The organism is Bradyrhizobium sp. CCBAU 25338 (assembly GCF_028128965.1).
GTDB lineage: Bacteria > Pseudomonadota > Alphaproteobacteria > Rhizobiales > Xanthobacteraceae > Bradyrhizobium > Bradyrhizobium liaoningense.
On the sequence record NZ_LFKY01000040.1, the window covers coordinates 72,176 to 90,151 of the forward strand.

Below are 17,976 nucleotides of genomic sequence, written 5' to 3' on the forward strand. Positions count from 1 at the left end.
TCCAGCTCAGAGGCGCTTCTCGAAGAACAGGTCCGGATAGGGATCGTCGTTGAAGCGGGGGATCTCGCGCCAGCCCGTGCTGCGATAGAGCTGACCGGCTTCGGGCAGCGCGCTGTTGGTGTCGAGCCGCAGCAGCGTGATGCCGAGTTCCCGCGCCGCGCTCTCGGCCACATCCATCAGGCGGCGGCCGAGCCGCAATCCGCGCGCGGCAGGCGCCACCCACAGCCGCTTGATCTCGGCATAGCCGTGATCGGTTCCCTTCAAACCTACGCAGCCGATCGGCAGCCTGTCCGACATCGCGACGATGAAGGTGCCGCGCGGGCGGCGCATGTCCTTGGCATCGGGATCGCGCGACAGCGAGACGTCGAAGCCTTGGCTGAAGCGGCGGCCGAGCTCGGCATAGTATTCGCCGAGGCAGTAGCGCGCTTCCTCGCATCGCGGATCCATCTCGTCCAGCGTGATGCGCTCGCGCGTCAGTGCGGAGGCGATCAGGTCCATCGCCGCCAGCAGCGCCTCGCGCTGCGAATGTTGCGCGAGGAAGCCTTCGGCCTGCGCGTTCGACAGCGCCTCATAGGCCGCGAACTCGCGACGGCCCGCCCGCGTGAGCGTTGCCATGCGCCGGCGGGCATCGTCTTCGCGCGCGGTGGTTTCGATCAGCCCTTCGTCCTCGAGGCTGCGGAGCAGCCGGCTCATCAACCCGGAATCGAGACCGAGATAGTCGCGGATTTCCGCCACGTCCGAGCGCCCGTGCCCGACCGCATTGAGCACCCGCGCCGCCCCAAGCGGCCGGCTGCGCCCGAGGAACGAATTGTCGAGCGCACCGACGGCAGACGTGACGGCGCGGTTGAAGCGGCGGACCCGGGAGACGGCGTCGAGCATAATGTCTGACTTTAGTCAGGTATCACGGCCTGTCAATCGAGCGAGAGCCGATCGAGCTTGCGGTTGTGCGGTAGCGCGCCTCATTGTGAGTTGTTCCCATGCCGCGAGCCGCTACCATGCGCCCACTCGGGGAGTTTGGGTCTACAACAAGCGGAGACAACATGAGCGGGCAGGAACGCAAGGTGAAGGGATCGGACCTGTTTGTCGCGGCGCTCGAAAACGAAGGTGTCGATCGCATCTTCGGCATTCCCGGCGAGGAGAATCTCGATCTGGTCGAATCGCTGCGCGCCTCCAGGATCGAGCTGATCCTGACCCGCCACGAGCAGGCCGCGGCCTTCATGGCCGCCACGCATGGGCGGCTGACCGGCAAGCCCGGCGTTTGTCTGTCGACGCTCGGCCCCGGTGCTCTCAACCTGTCGACCGGGGCCGCCTATGCGCATCTCGGTGCCATGCCGATGATCCTGATCACCGGCCAGAAACCGATCATGAGCAGCCGGCAGGCGCGTTTCCAGATCGTGGACGTGGTCGCGACCATGAAGCCGCTGACGAAGCTGTCGCGGCAGATCGTCAGTGCCTCCAGCATTCCGACCGTGGTGCGCGATGCCTTCCGCGCGGCGATGGAGGAGCGTCCTGGACCGGTGCACCTCGAATTGCCCGAGGACATCGCGGGTGACGAGGTGCCTGATGTCCCGGTGGTCCCCGTCCATCCGATCGAGATCCCGGTCGCCCATCGCGCAGCGCTCGACCGCGCCGCCGAGATGATCGTCGCCGCAAGGCGTCCGCTGGTGATGATGGGCGCTGCGACCAGCCGGCCGCGGTCGACCCATGGCATCGCGAGTTTCGTGCGGCGCACCGGCATTCCGTTCTTCACGACGCAGATGGGCAAGGGGACCGTGCCCGGCGGCACCAACCTCTACATGGGCACTGCCGCGTTGTCCGAGCGGGATTACGTTCACGACGCGATCGACGCCGCCGACCTGATCGTCGCCATCGGCCACGATCCCATCGAGAAGCCGCCTTTCATCATGGGCTCTACAGGCCCGAAGGTCATTCACGTCAGCTACACGCCGGCGAGCGTCGAGCAAGTCTATTTCCCCGATGCCGAGGTCGTCGGGGACGTTGGTCCGAGCCTGGAGCTGCTGGCGGATCGGCTGGAAGGCAAGCTGCCGCAGGCCGCGGCACTGCTCCCGTTGCGCGAAGAGATCCTGGGGCATATCGCCGATCGCGCCACCGAGGCGCGCTGGCCGCCGACGCCGCAGCGCATCGTGCACGACGTCCGCCAGGTGATCCCGGAGAACGGCATCGTCGCACTCGACAACGGCATGTACAAGATCTGGTTCGCGCGCAACTACCGCACCCGCGTCGCCAACACGCTCCTGCTCGACAACGCGCTGGCGACCATGGGTGCCGGCCTGCCGTCGGCGATGATGGCCGCGATGCTCTATCCCGAGTGCCGCGTGCTTGCGGTCGCCGGCGACGGCGGCTTCATGATGAACAGCCAGGAAATGGAGACCGCGGTCCGTCTCAAGCTCAATCTCGTCGTGCTGGTGCTGGAGGACAACGCCTACGGCATGATCCGCTGGAAGCAGGCCGTCGATCATTTCGCCGATTACGGCATGACCTTCGGCAATCCCGACTTCGTCCTCTACGCGAGGGCTTACGGGGCGAAAGGGCATCGGATCGAGAGCATCGACGGCTTTGGCCCGACTCTGGAGGCGGCATTCAAGGAGGGCGGCGTGCACCTCGTCTCGATCCCGATCGACTATTCGGAGAACGTGCGGGTGCTCGTCGACGAGCTGCGGGCGCATGAGAAATCGAAGGCGTGAAAACTACGGTCTCGTGTCCCGGACGCGGCGCAGCGCCTCTTCGGCGGTGCGCCGCAGAGCCGGGACACGAGAGAGCAACCGTACTTGTGCCGTGCGTCCCGATCGCCGACACTTCCAGTCACTCAACCAACCACAGGAATAGAAAATGACCCGCGTTCGTTGTGTCACCGAGATGGGCATGGGCGTCGACGTTCACGGCAGGGACGCCACCAAGGCGGCCAAGCGCGCCGTGTCGGATGCCATCAGGCATTCGAGCCTCGGCTTCTTCCGGATGATCGACAAGACCGCTAACGACATGTTCGTCGATGTCACGATCGGCGTGCCCAATCCGGAAAGCGTGGACAAGGAAGCCGTCGCCAGGGAGCTGCCTTACGGCACGGTGACCGTGACTGCGGTCAAGGGCGGGCTGGAGATCCCCTCGGCCACGGAAGTGGCCAACGACCCCATTCTCATCGCCAATGCCGCCGTCATCGTCAGCTTCGACAAGGACTAGGCCGATGTCCGACAGCGATGAGGCGCTGCTGGATCGTCCGATCTGGAGCGCGCTGACGACCAGCCAGAAGCACTTGGCTGAGGGTGGTCCGCGGGCGCTGCGTTACCCCGTGGACATGACGCCCTTTGCCGACATGATCGACATGTCCGCCGCAAGCTTTGCCGCGCTGGGAGATTTGCTATCCGGCACTCAGGTCGCCGCGCTGTTCACGCCGGAGCCGGTCGAAGTTCCCGCCGGCTTCAAGGTGGTGCTCGCGGATACCGGGGAGCAGATGATCGGCTCGCCGGCCGACAGCTCGCTTCGTGATGCCGAGATCGTCACATTGGCTGCTGCCGACGTTCCCGCCATGATGGCGCTGACCGAACTGACGAAGCCCGGTCCATTCGCGCTGCGTACCCATGAGCTCGGCACGTTCCTCGGCATTCGCTCCGGCGGGGAATTGGTTGCGATGACGGGGGAGCGGATGAAGCCGGGAAAGTTCGTCGAGATGACGGCCGTCTGCGTGCATCCGGACTATCGTGGGCGCGGCTATGCACAGGCGCTGCTCGCGGCGGTCGCGCGCCGGATCGAGGCGCGCGGCGAGATTCCGTTCCTGCACGTGTTTTCGAGCAATACGTCTGCGATTGCGTTGTACCAGCGGCAGGGAATGCGGATTCGGCGTCGCCTGCATGTCACCGCGCTGATGAAGCAGGGATGAGCGTTTCTCGGCGGGGCTTCATATCCGCCGAATTCGCGCTATATCGATCCCAACCAAAATTTGGGGGAAACACATGGACGCCAGAACGACAGATTTTTCCGCCGCGCGGACGGCGATGCAGCGCTATGTCGATCAGGAGATCATTCCGGGCGCATCCTGGGTAGTTCTGCGCGGGCGAGAGGTGGTCGACCAGCAATGCGTCGGCTTTGCCGACCGCGAGGCGAACACGACGCTGCGGCCCGACCATATCTTCCGCGCGTTTTCCAACACCAAGATCTTCGTCACCTGCGCGATCATGCTGCTGGTGGAGGAAGGCCGCATCGGGCTCGATGATGCGATCGAGAAATTCCTGCCGCAGCTCGGCAATCGCAAGGTTCTCAAGCAGGGTGCGGCAAGTCTGTCGGACGCCGAGCCGGCGAGGAGCCCGATCACGATCCGCCAGCTCCTGACCCATACCTCCGGTCTCAGCTACGGCATCTTCGATCCCGGCACGGTGCTGTTCAAAGGCTACAACGAGGCGCGCGTGCTCAATCCGCTGACGCCGCTCGCCGACATGGTCGACCAGCTGGCCGATCTGCCGCTGTCCTATCACCCTGGTACGGCCTGGGAATATTCGGTGGCGACCGACGTGCTCGGCCGTGTCGTGGAGGTCGTCTCCGGTCAGGCGCTCGATGTCTTTCTGAAGTTGCGCATCTTCGATCCGCTCGGCATGACCGATACGGGCTTCCACGTTCCCGAGGCGCAGCAAGGCAGGCTGGTTGCGCTCTACAATGGCGCTGATGTGCTCGATCCCATGAAGCCCGGCCTCACCCGGGCGGACCATCTGCCTTATCCGCAAGCCTATCGGCGGCAATTGCCGCGGCTGTCGGGCGGCGGCGGCCTGGTCTCGACCTTGCCCGACATGCTGGCGCTGGTCCGCGCGCTGCTGCCCGGTTCGGATACGCTGCTGAAGCCGGACACGCTGCGGCAGATGATGACGAACCAACTGCCCGGAGGCCAGACCATCCGCTTCGCCAATCTCGGCCCGATTCCCGGCAAGGGTTTCGGTCTCGGCGGCGCCGTCAGCTTCGCGCCGACACCGTTCGATCCTCCGAACTCGATCGGCGAATTCCAGTGGGGTGGCCTTGCCGGCACCCATTGGTGGATTTGCCCTGAGGCCAATACTGCCGGCGTGCTGATGACGCAGCGCTACATGGGCTTCTGGAATCCGTTCTTCTTCGAGTTCAAGCGCCTGGCCTATCAGGCGGTCGGCGCGGGCTGACGCGAAACGCGGTCCGGTCATCGAGCTCTGCCGCGAAAGGCAAAGCGAGCAGAAGGCGTTGCCTCCCGCTAGCGATGCTGTCGTCAGTCCTTCCACGGGTCGAACTCGACTTCGCCCGCCATGGCGACGGCGAACGGCCGCAGCGTGTGCAGTACCCGCACGGTGCCGGCGTGCTGGGCAAGCACCTCCGGCAGGCGGCGATAGGCCATCGGACTCTCGTCGAGGTCGGCACCGATCAAGGTGACGCCGCGCTCGTTCAGCCAGCGGTCCATCTCCTCGCGCGAGAAGCGCCGCTTCGCCGCCCTTCGTCCGAACAGGCGGCCGGCGCCGTGCACGGTCGAGTAGAGCGAGGCCCTGGTTTCCGGACTGTCGACGCCCTCGAGGATGACGGCGTCGTCGCCCATTGAGCCGCCGACGAATCCCTTCTGGCCAGGAAACGCCGGCGTCGCGCCCTTGCGCACCACCCACAAATCCTTGCCGTCGTGGGTCTCAAGCCAGGCATAGTTGTGGTGGTTGTGCACGCTCTCGGTCACGCTGCCGCCGATGATCTGGCGGACGCGCTCGACGACCCATTCGCGGCCCGCATAGGCGTAACGCCCGGCGAGCTGCATCGCCGCGATGTAGCGGCGGCCGAGCTCGGACTCCTCGTCGACCACGGCAGGCGGAACGTTCATGCCGTCCTTGCCGCCGGCGGCCTTGAGGTAGCGCGTCGCGGAAGTGTGCCCGAGACCCCGGCTTCCGAAATGGACGCCGATCCAGACGAATCCTTCCTCGTCGCGCATCAGATCGACATAGTGGTTGCCCGATCCGACCGTGCCGAGCTGGCTCACCGCCTTCTGACGGTAGGCCTCCATGTCGCTCTCGCGCCAGGCATCGCCGTCGTCGAACAGCGCATGCTCGGCCCGCTCGGCGTTGGCGCGGCCGACGCCGAACGAGATCGTCTTGGCGACGTCGCGGATGATCGTGGGCACGAGGCCCGCGATGTCGTCGAAGCGCGTATCGAGCTTTGCCGCCATGTTGCCGCAGCCGATGTCGAAGCCGACGCCGGAGATGCTGATCTGCTTCTCATAGGCGATGACGCCGCCGACCGGCTGGGCGTAGCCGAGATGGCCGTCGGCGCAGATCACGCCTGACACGACGTTGCCGACCGCCATGCAGTTGCGCATCTGCGCGATCGTCGCGTCCTCGTGCGGGCCGAACACCTTCAGCGGCGCATTCTGGAAGCGGGCCTCCTGCGGGCGCAGGTTCGCGATCTCGCCCGCGACGGCATCGGTCTCGCGCGTGAGATGCTCCTTGCGCGCGGCGTCCTTATACAGGCACCAGGCCGGGAGGCAGCGTCCTTCGCCGACGCGCGAGTCGGGATCGACACCGGCGGCGAGGCAGAGCTCGCGGGCGCGTTCCATGTAGGGATCGGATCGTCGCATGGTCTTGGTTCCTGCATCACCTCCCGCGCGCACCGTTGCAGATGCGCGCGGGTTATCTCAGAGATTTCGCTGGCCCCGGGCGCGATGCCCTGCGTCCGGGGCTGTTGTCGTTGCGCATCGGCTCAACGCCGTTTCCGAGGTCGCGATCCACGCGACCAAGGCGTCGGAGAAGCCGTCGAAGGCACGCGCCTTTCGAGCGCGAGCCCCGGATCCGGGTCTCCCGTTCCGGCCATTGCCGGGATGTTCGAACGGGTCGCATCGCGGACAACAAAAAACCCTCCGGAGCGGCAGGCTCGGGAGGGTCCGTGAGAGAAGCGGACTGTCGATCTTGCCGTCAGGCAGGATCGCTCCCATGAGCCGGGCGTGTACCATCGATTGGCTGGAAGCCATTCGAAGTGCAGACTAGGATTTCGTAGCGATACGGCATTGCTCGGTTCATGGTGTCTGTCGCGAATGGAAGTGCTCGCGAGGCCGCGGGACATACGTCCGCAACCTGCGGATGTCAAGTAAAGGCGCGTGTGAAATTGCATGGGGTCAGCGAACGATGTGCCAATCTATCTCGGCCTCGATGGATTTCGCTTCGGCTGGGTCGCTGCCTGGATCGATGAGCGTGGCGATCATGGCTTCGACTACTCGCCGGGCCTGACGCGCCTGCTCGCGCTGCCGCATGCGCGTGCGATGATCGACATGCCGATCGGCTTGAGTCTAGGCGGCTATCGCGCGTGCGATCTGCGTGCGCGCGAGCTGATCGGCCCTGCCGTGTTTCTTGGCGCGCGCAGAGACCTCTGGAGCTTTCCCGACATGGCGGCGGCCAACCGTTTCTATTGGACGCATGAAGGCAAGGGCAGGGGAGTATCGGCGCAGCTCTGGAATATCAGGGACAAGCTCAAGGAGGTCGACGATCTCATGACGCCGGAGCGGCAGGCGATGGTGGGGGAAGCGCATCCGGAATTGATCTTCTGGAATCTCGCAGGCCGGATCCGGCTTGAACCGAAGACGTCGCTGCGAGGCCGCGAGCAGCGCATCGCCCTGCTGAGAGACCGGGGCTTCACCAGGATCGAACGATGGCTAACGCTTCGCCACGGCACCGGCATCGGCCGCGACGATCTCATCGATGCGTGCGCCTGCGCGGTCGCGGCACGCGACAGTACGCAACGTGTCGGCGGAGAGGAGATCGATCTGCGCGGATTGCGGATGGAGATCAATTTTTGAAGTCAGCCCTCTCGATCGCCATTGTTTTCGAAGTGACCGCGACTATTGCGGCTTGGATTCGAGGAGACGCCCTCGTCGTTCAGTCTTGTTGCTCTCGCTTGGTACTCATCGGCCATCGCTCGCAACCGTTGCGCAGCTTCGCTGTGCGCGAGATCGTCCGCGACGCGGCGACAGCGTTCAGCGTGATCGAGCAGGGCGCGTTTCTCGACGTTCATCCAGCGACAACGCTCGAGGGGGGACATCGGTCCCTCCGCGCGCTGCCGGAACAGCGCGACGTCTTCGCAGCAAAATCCGGGAAAAAATAGCAACATTTTCATGTCGCCCCGGAACGTGGCGCCGGAGCCGACGTTTTACGCCATAGGCTGTTGAGGGACAAAATGCCATGTGCGACGTGTGCCAATTGGCGACTGCGATGCTCGCGATCGCCTTTACGGCCCTGCTTTTGATCACGGGTGAACGGTTCATCGAGCATCGACTGCAGCATGAGGCAATGACCCCGATCGTGGTGAGGGCGACGCTGCCGCCATAAGCGCAGGTTCGTCGGGATGAAGTGTGACTTGCGCCGCACGGCGCCTCGCCTAGATTGAGCACGGCTCAGTCCATGCACCAAAGGTCCCGATGTCCGATCTGTCCGCCTTTCCCATCACCAAACGTTGGCCGGCCAAACATCCCGAACTGCTCCAGCTTTATTCCTTGCCCACGCCGAACGGCGTCAAGGTCTCGATCATGCTGGAGGAGATCGGACTTCCCTACGAAGTCCACCTGGTCGATTTCGGCAAGGACGATCAGAAGACGCCGGAGTTTCTCTCCCTCAATCCGAACGGCAAGATCCCGGCGATCCTCGATCCCAACGGTCCCGGGGGCAGGCCGCTGCCGCTGTTCGAGTCCGGAGCGATCCTGCAATACCTCGCGGAGAAGTCCGGCAAGCTTCTGCCGGAGGACGCCGCGCGACGCTACCAGACCATCCAGTGGGTGCACTTTCAGATGGGCGGCATCGGGCCGATGTTCGGCCAGGTCGGCTTCTTCCACAAATTCGCCGGCAAGGATTTCGAGGACAAGCGGCCGCTGGAGCGTTACGTCAATGAGTCCAAACGCCTGCTCGGCGTGATGGAGACGCAGCTTTCCGGCCGGCGGTGGTTCATGGATGACGACTACACCATCGCCGACATCTCCATGCTCGGCTGGGTGCGGAATCTCATCGGGTTCTACGGCGCCGGCGATCTCGTGGCGTTCAGCCAGTTCAAGGCGGTCGGCGGCTGGCTCGAACGCGGGCTGGCTCGTCCGGCGGTGCAGCGCGGGCTGAACATTCCGCAGCGGCCCTAAAGCATGATCCGGAAAAGTGCGTAGCGGTTTTCCGAAAAGATCATGCTTAAACAACAACCTAAAGCGCGATGACGATTCATCCTAATCGCATCGCGCTTTAGTCCTTCGTTAGAACAGCCGGCCGCCGTTCGGCACAGGCTTGCTCGGCTGCACCAGCACGACCTTGCCCTCTGCATCGGGGAAGCCGAGCGTCAGCACCTCGGAGACGACCGGGCCGATCTGGCGCGGCGGGAAATTGACGACGGCCGCGACCTGTTGCCCCACGAGGGTCTCGAGCGGGTGGTTTTCGGTGATCTGGGCCGAGCTCTTGCGCACGCCGATGGCAGGGCCGAAATCGATCCACAGCCGCCAAGCCGGCTTGCGCGCCTCCGGAAACGGCTTGGCGTCGACGATGGTGCCGACACGAACATCGACTGCGAGGAAGCTGTTGAAGTCGATGGTCGGTGAGGCGGCAGCTGCGGGATCGTGGGTAACGTGCATGGGATGTCCGCTCGGAGAGTTGGGGTGGTCCGCAATATTGTCGCGCGAACCGGAGTTTCGTACAACGCCGCAACCGAAGCATCACGCATGCGCGAGGAAACGTCTTGTCCAACATCATCTACGGCATCAAGAACTGCGACACCATGAAGAAGGCCCGCGCCTGGCTCGATGCTCATGGCGTGCCTTACGAGTTTCACGACTACAAGGCGGCGGGCGTGGAGAAGGACAAGCTCAAGCAGTGGAGCGACAAGGTCGGCTGGGAGACGCTGCTCAATCGCGCCGGGACGACCTTCAAGAAGCTCCCGGACTCCGACAAGGAAGGCTTGAGCGAGAAAAAGGCGTTGGCATTGATGCTAGCGCAACCATCGATGATCAAGCGACCGGTGCTGGAAATCGGCAGCAAGCTGCTGGTCGGCTTCAAGCCGGATATCTATGCCAAGGAGGTCGGCGCCAAAGCGCGCTGACCGCTAGTTCAGCTCGATGGTCTCGGCGGTGATGCCGGGCCCCGGCTGGTCGGAGAACTCGACCGTCTCGGCGGGCGCGATGCGGGCAGGGGCGCGATGAAACAACTCCCGATCGATCACAGCGCGTAGCTTTGGACGCGGCAGCGCGTCATTTCCGCGCATCAGGTTCTTGATCTCGAAGCCGCCGTCCTCGCAGAACGTCTTGATCGACGCGATGACATGACAGACCTTGCCGTCGGTCTGGAAGGGCAGCAGCAGCCGTTCATAGGCGACGATGCGCCCGTAGATGTCCTCGACATTGGCGACGCTGTAGACGGGCAGCCCGCGCGCGACGCATTCATGATATATCGGTATCACGAACGGGGCGAGCCGCGGCCCGACATAATCATCGAGCAGGACGCCCTTGCCGGTATGTCCATAGGCACGCGAGATGCGCGTGCCTTCGCTCTGGATGACGAGGCGCGGCGTCGGCGTCGAAAATTCGACCGTATAGTAGATGAGATCCGAGAGCTCTTCCTCGAGTCGCGCGGGCTGATACTCCCAGATCGCCGGCGCGATCTGCTGGCGCGCATAAAGTCGCAGCCACGTGTTCAGGAGATCGCGTTGCCGGATCGATTTGACGACGGAGGGAGCGGCGTTTGCAAAATCCAAAGCAATATTCTCCGCACGTGAAGACGCGCGCATGATCCAGCCTGTGGGAAAATTTTCGATGAAGGCTGGCGCACGGAACGAAAGACCGTTAACGACGGCTTGATGGCCGGTGCCTTGCGAACCGGGAGGCCGGGCAGGCACGACATCCAGACATCTCCGACTAAGGGAGCATTTGTATCCCAGCCAGAGGCCTGATCTGCTCAGCTTTCTGCCTTGCCTAACCCCCGTCACCTCCGGCATATTCCGCGCCCGGAGGCGGCGCCCCGGGTGGGCTCCAAGTCCTCCGGACAGCCGAAGCAACAAGGACAGCCACGCGCCTCGCGCGGGCAGGGGGAAATCTGTTTGGCCGATGAGTTCATTCTCGAAACGGAAGGCTTGACCAAGGAGTTTGCGGGCTTCTTCGCCGTCCGCGACGTTGCGCTCAAGGTTCGCCGTGGGAGCATTCACGCGTTGATCGGCCCGAACGGGGCCGGCAAGACGACCTGCTTTAATCTTTTGACCAAGTTCCTCAAACCGTCAGCCGGAAAGATCCTCTACAAGGGGCAGGACATCACGGCGATGGCGCCGGCCGACGTGGCCCGCATGGGTCTTGTGCGTTCGTTCCAGATTTCGGCGGTATTTCCGCATCTCACCGCGCTGGAGAATGTCCGTGTCGCGCTTCAGCGCCAGCACGGCTCTTCGTTCGATTTCTGGCGCTCCAAGTCCGTTCTCAATCGCTTCAACGATCGCGCGCGCGAGTTGCTCAACGATGTCGGCCTCAGCGAGTTTGCAAACACGCCCGCGGTCGAGATGCCCTATGGGCGCAAGCGCGCACTTGAGATAGCAACGACGCTCGCGCTCGACCCAGAGATGATGCTGCTCGACGAGCCGATGGCCGGCATGGGCCACGAGGACATCGACAAGATCGCGGCGCTGATCAAGCGCATTTCGGCGAAATACACCATCCTCATGGTCGAGCATAATTTGAGCGTCGTGGCCAATCTCTCCGACATCATCACCGTGCTGACGCGCGGGCAGGTGCTCGCGCAGGGCCATTACTCCGAGCTCACCAAGGACGAGCGCGTCAAGGAAGCATATCTGGGAGCCGGTCATGCCTGACACTGCGATCGCCGAGGCCCCGGCCAGGGCTGCGACCGGCGGACCCATCCTTCAAGTCCGCAACCTCGAAGCCTGGTACGGCGAGTCCCACATCCTGCACGGGATCAACTTCGACGTGAACGCGGGCGAGGTCGTCACCTTGCTCGGGCGTAACGGCGCCGGCAAGACGACCACGCTGAAGTCGATCATGGGCATCATCGGCAAGCGCTCCGGCTCGGTGAAGTTCAACAACCAGGAGATCATCCGCGCAACCTCCGACAGGATCGCGCGGATGGGCATCGCGTTCTGCCCGGAAGAGCGGGGCATATTCGCCAGCCTCGACGTGCGGGAGAACTTGATGTTGCCGCCGGTCGTCCGCGAGGGCGGACTGCCGCTCGACCAGATCTTCGATCTGTTTCCGAACCTGAAGGAGCGGCTGGGCAGCCAGGGCACCAAGCTGTCGGGCGGCGAGCAGCAGATGCTCGCGATCGCGCGCATCCTGCGCACCGGCGCGAGCTTCCTGATGCTGGACGAGCCGACCGAGGGCCTTGCGCCCGTCATCATCCAGCAGATCGGTCACACCATTGCGCGGCTCAAGAAGGAGGGCTTCACGATCCTCCTGGTCGAGCAGAACTTCCGCTTCGCATCCACCGTCGCCGACCGCTACTACGTGGTCGAGCACGGCAAGATCATTGACGGATTCTCCAACTCGGAGCTTGCCGCCAACATGGACAAGCTGCACACCTATTTGGGCGTCTAGAGCATGATCGGGATCCAGAGGGCCGCGTCAGCGCAAAGTGCGTCGCGGTTTTCCGAAGAGATCGTGCTCGAGTTGAAGAACTGCCAACGAGAAAATTCAAAAAGGAAAGTTGCATGAAGACCAGGTCGATTGCGTCATTGCTGCTGACCACCGCGCTCACCTTCGCCGCAACAGGCGTCGCGTTGGCGCAGGACAAGACGGTCAAGATCGGCGCGCTGTCCGATCAGTCCGGGCTCTACGCCGACCTCGGCGGCCCCGGCTCGACGCTCGCCGCGCAGATGGCGGTCGAGGATTCCGGCCTCGCCGCGAAGGGCTGGAAGATCGACGTGATCTCCGGCGATCACCAGAACAAGCCCGATATCGGCACCGCGATCGCGCGGCAGTGGTTCGACGTCGACAAGGTCGACGTCATCGTCGACGTGCCGAACTCGGGCGTGGCGCTCGCCGTCAACAACGTGATCAAGGAAAAGAACGGCGTCTACATCAATTCGGGTGCGGCGACCTCCGACCTCAGCAACGCGCAGTGCTCGCCCAACACCGTGCATTGGACCTACGACACCTACATGCTGGCCCATACCACCGGCCAGGCGCTGGTGAAGGCCGGTGGCGACACCTGGTTCTTCCTGACCGCGGACTACGCCTTCGGTGCGGCGCTCGAGCGAGATACCAGCGCGGTCGTCACGGCCAACGGTGGCAAGGTGCTCGGCGGCGTCAAGCACCCGCTCAACACGCCGGACTTCTCCTCCTTCCTGCTCCAGGCGCAGGCCTCCAAGGCCAAGATCATCGGCCTCGCCAATGCCGGCGGCGACACCACCAACACGATCAAGCAGGCGGCCGAGTTCGGCATCGGCAAGGGCGGCCAGAAGCTCGCGGCGCTCTTGCTCTTCCTCACCGACGTCAAGGCTATCGGCCTCGAGACGGCGCAGGGACTCAATTTCACCGAGACGTTCTACTGGGACATGAACGACAAGACCCGGGCGTTCTCCAAGCGCTTCGCCGAGAAGATGAAGAACAATGCCCCGCCCACCATGGTGCAGGCCGGGGTCTATGCCGGCGTGCGCCACTATCTCAAGGCCCTCGAAGCGCTCGGCGGCAATCCTCATGACGGCGTCAAGATCGTTGAGAAGATGAAGTCGATGCCGACCGAGGACGACCTGTTCGGTAAGGGCGAGATCCAGCCCAACGGCCGCACCATCCACAACGCCTATCTGTTCGAGGTCAAGAAGCCCTCGGAGTCCAAGGGGCCATGGGACTTCTACAAGCTGGTCGGCACGGTGCCGGGCGACCAGGCTTTCACGCCGCTGTCCGAGAGCAAGTGCGCGCTGTTGAAGAAGTAAGATAACGGCCCGCAGGCCTCGAGGCCTGCGGGCGACTTTCAGGGAACGCCGAAGGGACCGGGTGCGGGATCGATGCAGGCTCTATACGCTCAGCTACTGGTGGGACTGATCAACGGCTCGTTCTACGCGCTGCTCAGTCTCGGGCTTGCCGTGATCTTCGGCATGCTCAACATCATCAATTTCGCCCATGGCGCGCTCTACATGATGGGCGCCTTCGTCGCCTATTTCCTGCTGAACCTCGGCGGGATCAACTACTGGTGGGCATTGCTGCTCGCGCCCATCATCGTCGGCATCTTCGGCATGATCCTGGAACGGACCATGCTGCAATGGCTGACCGGGCTCGATCATCTCTACGGCCTGCTGCTGACCTTCGGCATCGCGCTGATCGTGCAGGGCGTGTTCCAGAACTATTTCGGCTCCTCCGGCCTGCCTTACGCCATTCCGGATCAGCTCAAGGGCGGCATGAATCTCGGCTTCATGTTCTTACCCGTCTATCGCGGCTGGGTCGTCGTGTTCTCGCTGGTGGTGTGCCTTGCGACCTGGTTCCTGATCGAGAAGACGCAGCTCGGCGCCTACCTGCGCGCCGCCACCGAAAATCCGACGCTGGTGCGCGCCTTCGGCATCAACGTGCCGCGCATGATCACGCTGACCTACGGTCTCGGCGTCGGCCTTGCCGCGCTCGCCGGCGTGCTCTCGGCGCCGATCAACCAGGTGCGGCCGCTGATGGGCGCCGACCTCATCATCGTGGTGTTCGCGGTGGTCGTGATCGGCGGCATGGGATCGATCATGGGCTCCATCATCACCGGCTTCGCGCTCGGTGTGATCGAGGGCCTGACCAAGTATTTCTACCCCGAGGCCTCCAACACCGTCGTGTTCGTGCTGATGGTGCTGGTGCTCTTGGTGAAGCCAACGGGATTGACGGGAAGGGCGGCCTGAGATGACAACCCTGACGGACGACACGCTGCCGGTGACCCCTCGCGCGATGCGCGACGAGATGATCGTGTTCGTGCTGATGGCGCTGCTGCTGGCGGCCGTGCCGTTCACCGGCGTCTATCCCTTCTTCGTGATGCAGGCGCTGTGCTTTGCGCTGCTCGCCTGCGCCTTCAATCTGCTGATCGGCTACGGCGGCCTGCTGTCCTTCGGCCACGCGATGTTCCTGGGCACGGCGGGCTATTGCAGCGCGCATGCGCTGAAGGTGTGGGCGCTGCCGCCGGAGCTCGGCATCCTCGTCGGCATCGCTGCGGCGTTCGTGCTCTCGATCATCACCGGCTACATCTCGATCCGCCGCCAGGGCATCTATTTCTCGATGATCACGCTGGCGCTGTCGCAGCTTCTGTACTTCATCTATCTCCAGGCTCCATTCACCCACGGCGAGGACGGTATCCAGGGCATCCCGCAGGGGCCCATGTTCGGCATCTTCGATCTCTCCAAGCCGACGGTGCTCTATTACGTCGTGCTGGTGGGCTTCCTTGCCGGCTTCCTCCTGATCTTCCGCATCATCAACTCGCCGTTCGGCGAGGTGCTGAAGGCGATCCGCGAGAACGAGCCGCGGGCGATCTCGCTCGGCTACCGCACCGACCAGTACAAGTTCCTGGCCTTCGTCCTGTCGGGCACGCTTGCCGGCTTTGCCGGTGCGCTGAAAGTGTTCGTGGCGCAAAACGCCTCGCTCACCGACGTGCACTGGTCGATGTCGGGCGAGGTCGTGCTGATGACGCTGGTCGGTGGTCTCGGGACCATTTTCGGTCCCGTGGTCGGCGCCTTCGTCATCATCGCCATGCAGCAATATCTAGCGGGCTTCGGCCAGTGGGTGACGGTGATCCAGGGCGCGATCTTCGTGATCTGCGTGCTCACCTTCCGCCGCGGCGTCATCGGTGAAATCGCGCATTACTTCCGCCGGTCACTCTAAGCGATTGATCTTGCATCAATTTCATTAGTGCATGAAAGCGGTGGATGATCCGGCTCCGCGGGCGTGAGATGACACGCGCGCGGATCGAAAATGGTCTATGACAGTTTCATGACAGCCCCTCCGGGCCTGACCATTTCCAACCGGTAGCCTATTCCCATGATGCGTTGGTTTCGTGCGTTCCTGCCCAAGGAAGAACGGTTCTTCGATCTGTTCGACCGGCACGCCCAGACGGTGATCCAGGGCGCGATCGCGCTCCAGGGCATGCTCAATGGGGGCGAGGAGACGCCGGTCTATTGCCAGCGCGTCAACCAGTTCGAGAACGATGCCGACAACATCACCCGTGAGGTGCTGACGGCGGTGCGCCGCACCTTCATCACCCCGTTCGACCGCGGCGATATCAAGAACCTCATCACGTCGCTGGACGATGCCATCGACCAGATGCAGCAGACGGCCAAGGCGGTCATGCTGTTCGAGGTCCGCACTTTCGAGCCTCCCATGCGCGAGATCGGCGGGCTCCTGATCGAATGCGCCAATCTGGTCGGGCGTGCGCTGCCGCTGATGCAATCGATCGGCCCGAACGTCGCCATGCTGACCGCCATCACCGAAGAGCTCGGCAAGCTGGAGGGCCGGGTCGACGATCTCCACGACATCGGCATGAAGGAGCTGTTCCTGAAGCATCGCGACGGCAATGCCATGGACTTCATCGTCGGCGTCGAGATCTACGACCACCTCGAAAAAGTGGCTGATCGCTTCGACGACGTCGCGAACGAGATCAACAGCATCGTCATCGAGCAAGTGTAGGGCAGGGCCGCCGTGGATGCCGCGTTGGGTCTTCCCATCCTGGTCGGCTTGATCGCCGTCGCGCTGCTGTTCGACTTCCTGAACGGCCTGCACGACGCCGCCAATTCGATCGCGACCATCGTCTCGACCCGCGTGCTGCGGCCGCAATTCGCGGTGTTCTGGGCCGCCTTCTTCAATTTCATCGCCTTCATGGTGTTCGGACTGCACGTCGCGCAGACCATCGGCACCGGCATCATCGATCCCGCGGTCGTCGACGCCCAGGTGATCTTCGCAGCGCTCGTCGGCGCGATCGTCTGGAACCTCGTGACCTGGGCGCTCGGCATCCCGTCCTCGTCGTCGCACGCGTTGATCGGCGGCCTCGTCGGCGGCGGTATGGCCAAGGCGGGGATTTCGGCCGCGGTATGGAGCGGCCTGTCCAAGACGGTGCTGGCAATCGTGCTGTCGCCGCTGGTCGGCTTCCTGCTCGCAACGATGCTGGTGGCGATCGTGTCCTGGGCCTCGGTGCGCTCGACGCCGTTCGCGGTCGATCGCGCCTTTCGCATCCTGCAATTCGCCTCCGCCTCGCTCTATTCGCTCGGCCATGGCGGCAACGACGCGCAGAAGACCATGGGCATCATCGCGGTGCTGCTGTATTCGCAGGGTCATCTCGGCGGCGAGTTCTCGGTGCCGTTCTGGGTGGTTCTGTCCTGCCAGGCGGCGATGGCGCTTGGCACGCTGATGGGCGGCTGGCGCATCGTCCGCACCATGGGCCTGCGCATCACGAAATTGACGCCTATGCAGGGCTTTTGCGCCGAAACGGGGGGCGCCGCGACCCTGTTCATGGCGACCTATCTCGGAGTTCCCGTCTCGACCACCCACACCATCACCGGTGCCATCGTCGGCGTCGGCGCCGCCCGCCGCGTCTCGGCGGTGCGCTGGAACGTCGCAAGCTCGATCGTCTATGCCTGGGTGATCACGATCCCGGCCTCGGCCATCGTCGCGGCGCTGACCTGGTGGCTGGTCGAGATCTTCGTCAAGTGACGAGCTTCAGTCCGGCAATCCCGGCGACGATCAGGGCGATGCTGGCAAGGCGTAAGGCCGTTGCCGGCTCGCCGAACAGGACGATGCCGAGCGTCGCAGTGCCCACCGCGCCGATGCCGGTCCAGACCGCATAGGCGGTTCCGACCGGGAGCGATTTGAGCGCAAGTCCAAGCAGGATGACGCTGCCGGCCATGGCCGCCAGGGTGATCACCGACGGCACAAGCCTGGTAAAACCCTCAGTGTATTTCAGGCCAATCGCCCAGGTGATCTCGAGAAGACCGGCGACGAACAGGATGCTCCAGGCCATGACGACCCTCCATTCAAGGCAGGGTCGTCCCCGCGGCTGAGGTGCTGAGAAACGGAAG

General features: G+C 63.8%; 20 protein-coding genes. 15 read left to right on the plus strand and 5 right to left on the minus strand.

Translation table 11 applies throughout. The annotated features are described in order from the left end of the window. Positions 1-6 precede the first annotated feature (6 nt). Positions 7-879, minus strand: a complete 873-nt coding sequence (locus tag ACM42_RS24695) for a bifunctional helix-turn-helix transcriptional regulator/GNAT family N-acetyltransferase (RefSeq protein ID WP_271530344.1) — start codon at positions 877-879, stop codon at positions 7-9. 161 nt (positions 880-1,040) lie between these two features. Between ACM42_RS24695 and ACM42_RS24700 the strand changes: the two genes are divergently transcribed. From ACM42_RS24700 to ACM42_RS24715, 4 genes are all read left to right on the plus strand, one after another. Then, the gene (locus tag ACM42_RS24700; protein ID WP_271530345.1) at positions 1,041-2,705 is read left to right on the plus strand and encodes an acetolactate synthase large subunit; all 1,665 of its coding nucleotides are present in this window, start codon (positions 1,041-1,043) and stop codon (positions 2,703-2,705) included. 145 nt (positions 2,706-2,850) lie between these two features. Continuing rightward, the gene (locus ACM42_RS24705) at positions 2,851-3,198 is read left to right on the plus strand and encodes a Lin0512 family protein (RefSeq protein WP_271530346.1); all 348 of its coding nucleotides are present in this window, start codon (positions 2,851-2,853) and stop codon (positions 3,196-3,198) included. Between the two features lie 4 nt (positions 3,199-3,202). Further along, positions 3,203-3,895, plus strand: a complete 693-nt coding sequence (locus ACM42_RS24710; RefSeq protein ID WP_271530347.1) for a GNAT family N-acetyltransferase — start codon at positions 3,203-3,205, stop codon at positions 3,893-3,895. Positions 3,896-3,968: 73 nt separating this feature from the next. Continuing rightward, a complete protein-coding gene (locus ACM42_RS24715; RefSeq protein ID WP_271530348.1) occupies positions 3,969-5,156 on the plus strand; it encodes a serine hydrolase domain-containing protein in 1,188 nt (395 codons plus the stop codon). Between the two features lie 83 nt (positions 5,157-5,239). Here the strand turns inward: ACM42_RS24715 and ACM42_RS24720 are convergent, their stop codons facing one another. Then, entirely contained in the window at positions 5,240-6,580 is a 1,341-nt protein-coding gene (locus ACM42_RS24720; protein ID WP_271530349.1) for an RtcB family protein, read from the minus strand. Between the two features lie 546 nt (positions 6,581-7,126). Between ACM42_RS24720 and ACM42_RS24725 the strand changes: the two genes are divergently transcribed. The 3 genes from ACM42_RS24725 to ACM42_RS24735 all read left to right on the plus strand — a co-directional run bounded on the left by ACM42_RS24725 (position 7,127) and on the right by ACM42_RS24735 (position 9,115). Further along, positions 7,127-7,792, plus strand: coding sequence for a DUF429 domain-containing protein (locus ACM42_RS24725; RefSeq protein ID WP_271530719.1), 666 nt, complete (start codon positions 7,127-7,129; stop codon positions 7,790-7,792). Next, on the plus strand, positions 7,789-8,097 hold the full coding sequence (locus tag ACM42_RS24730) for a hypothetical protein (RefSeq protein ID WP_271530350.1): 309 nt from the start codon (positions 7,789-7,791) through the stop codon (positions 8,095-8,097). The genes ACM42_RS24725 and ACM42_RS24730 overlap by 4 nt, the downstream gene beginning before the upstream one ends. 313 nt (positions 8,098-8,410) lie before the next feature. Further along, on the plus strand, positions 8,411-9,115 hold the full coding sequence (locus ACM42_RS24735) for a glutathione S-transferase family protein (protein ID WP_271530351.1): 705 nt from the start codon (positions 8,411-8,413) through the stop codon (positions 9,113-9,115). Positions 9,116-9,223: 108 nt separating this feature from the next. Here ACM42_RS24735 and ACM42_RS24740 read toward each other — a convergent pair whose 3' ends face one another. Further along, positions 9,224-9,595: a tRNA-binding protein gene (locus tag ACM42_RS24740; protein WP_271530352.1), complete on the minus strand. Its 372-nt coding sequence runs from the start codon at positions 9,593-9,595 to the stop codon at positions 9,224-9,226. A 104-nt stretch (positions 9,596-9,699) separates the two neighbouring features. Between ACM42_RS24740 and ACM42_RS24745 the strand changes: the two genes are divergently transcribed. Further along, the gene (locus tag ACM42_RS24745; protein ID WP_271530353.1) at positions 9,700-10,059 is read left to right on the plus strand and encodes an ArsC family reductase; all 360 of its coding nucleotides are present in this window, start codon (positions 9,700-9,702) and stop codon (positions 10,057-10,059) included. A 3-nt stretch (positions 10,060-10,062) separates the two neighbouring features. Here the strand turns inward: ACM42_RS24745 and ACM42_RS24750 are convergent, their stop codons facing one another. Further along, a complete protein-coding gene (locus ACM42_RS24750) occupies positions 10,063-10,743 on the minus strand; it encodes a hypothetical protein (protein ID WP_271530354.1) in 681 nt (226 codons plus the stop codon). A 309-nt stretch (positions 10,744-11,052) separates the two neighbouring features. Here ACM42_RS24750 and ACM42_RS24755 point away from each other — a divergent pair, with 309 nt between their 5' ends. The 7 genes from ACM42_RS24755 to ACM42_RS24785 all read left to right on the plus strand — a co-directional run bounded on the left by ACM42_RS24755 (position 11,053) and on the right by ACM42_RS24785 (position 17,611). Further along, entirely contained in the window at positions 11,053-11,808 is a 756-nt protein-coding gene (locus ACM42_RS24755; RefSeq protein WP_008551999.1) for an ABC transporter ATP-binding protein, read from the plus strand. Then, entirely contained in the window at positions 11,801-12,547 is a 747-nt protein-coding gene (locus ACM42_RS24760; protein ID WP_028178026.1) for an ABC transporter ATP-binding protein, read from the plus strand. The genes ACM42_RS24755 and ACM42_RS24760 overlap by 8 nt, the downstream gene beginning before the upstream one ends. A 113-nt stretch (positions 12,548-12,660) precedes the next feature. Continuing rightward, a complete protein-coding gene (locus ACM42_RS24765) occupies positions 12,661-13,884 on the plus strand; it encodes an ABC transporter substrate-binding protein (RefSeq protein WP_271530355.1) in 1,224 nt (407 codons plus the stop codon). A 72-nt stretch (positions 13,885-13,956) separates the two neighbouring features. After that, positions 13,957-14,820, plus strand: coding sequence for a branched-chain amino acid ABC transporter permease (locus ACM42_RS24770; RefSeq protein WP_028178028.1), 864 nt, complete (start codon positions 13,957-13,959; stop codon positions 14,818-14,820). 1 nt (position 14,821) lies between these two features. Next, positions 14,822-15,790, plus strand: coding sequence for a branched-chain amino acid ABC transporter permease (locus ACM42_RS24775; protein WP_271530356.1), 969 nt, complete (start codon positions 14,822-14,824; stop codon positions 15,788-15,790). A 156-nt stretch (positions 15,791-15,946) separates the two neighbouring features. Beyond that, on the plus strand, positions 15,947-16,591 hold the full coding sequence (locus tag ACM42_RS24780) for a DUF47 domain-containing protein (protein WP_028178030.1): 645 nt from the start codon (positions 15,947-15,949) through the stop codon (positions 16,589-16,591). A gap of 12 nt (positions 16,592-16,603) precedes the next feature. After that, positions 16,604-17,611: an inorganic phosphate transporter gene (locus ACM42_RS24785; protein WP_271530357.1), complete on the plus strand. Its 1,008-nt coding sequence runs from the start codon at positions 16,604-16,606 to the stop codon at positions 17,609-17,611. Here ACM42_RS24785 and sugE read toward each other — a convergent pair. Beyond that, entirely contained in the window at positions 17,604-17,918 is a 315-nt protein-coding gene (gene sugE / locus ACM42_RS24790; protein ID WP_271530358.1) for a quaternary ammonium compound efflux SMR transporter SugE, read from the minus strand. The two genes, ACM42_RS24785 and sugE, sit on opposite strands and share 8 nt — an antisense overlap. Positions 17,919-17,976: the final 58 nt, after the last annotated feature.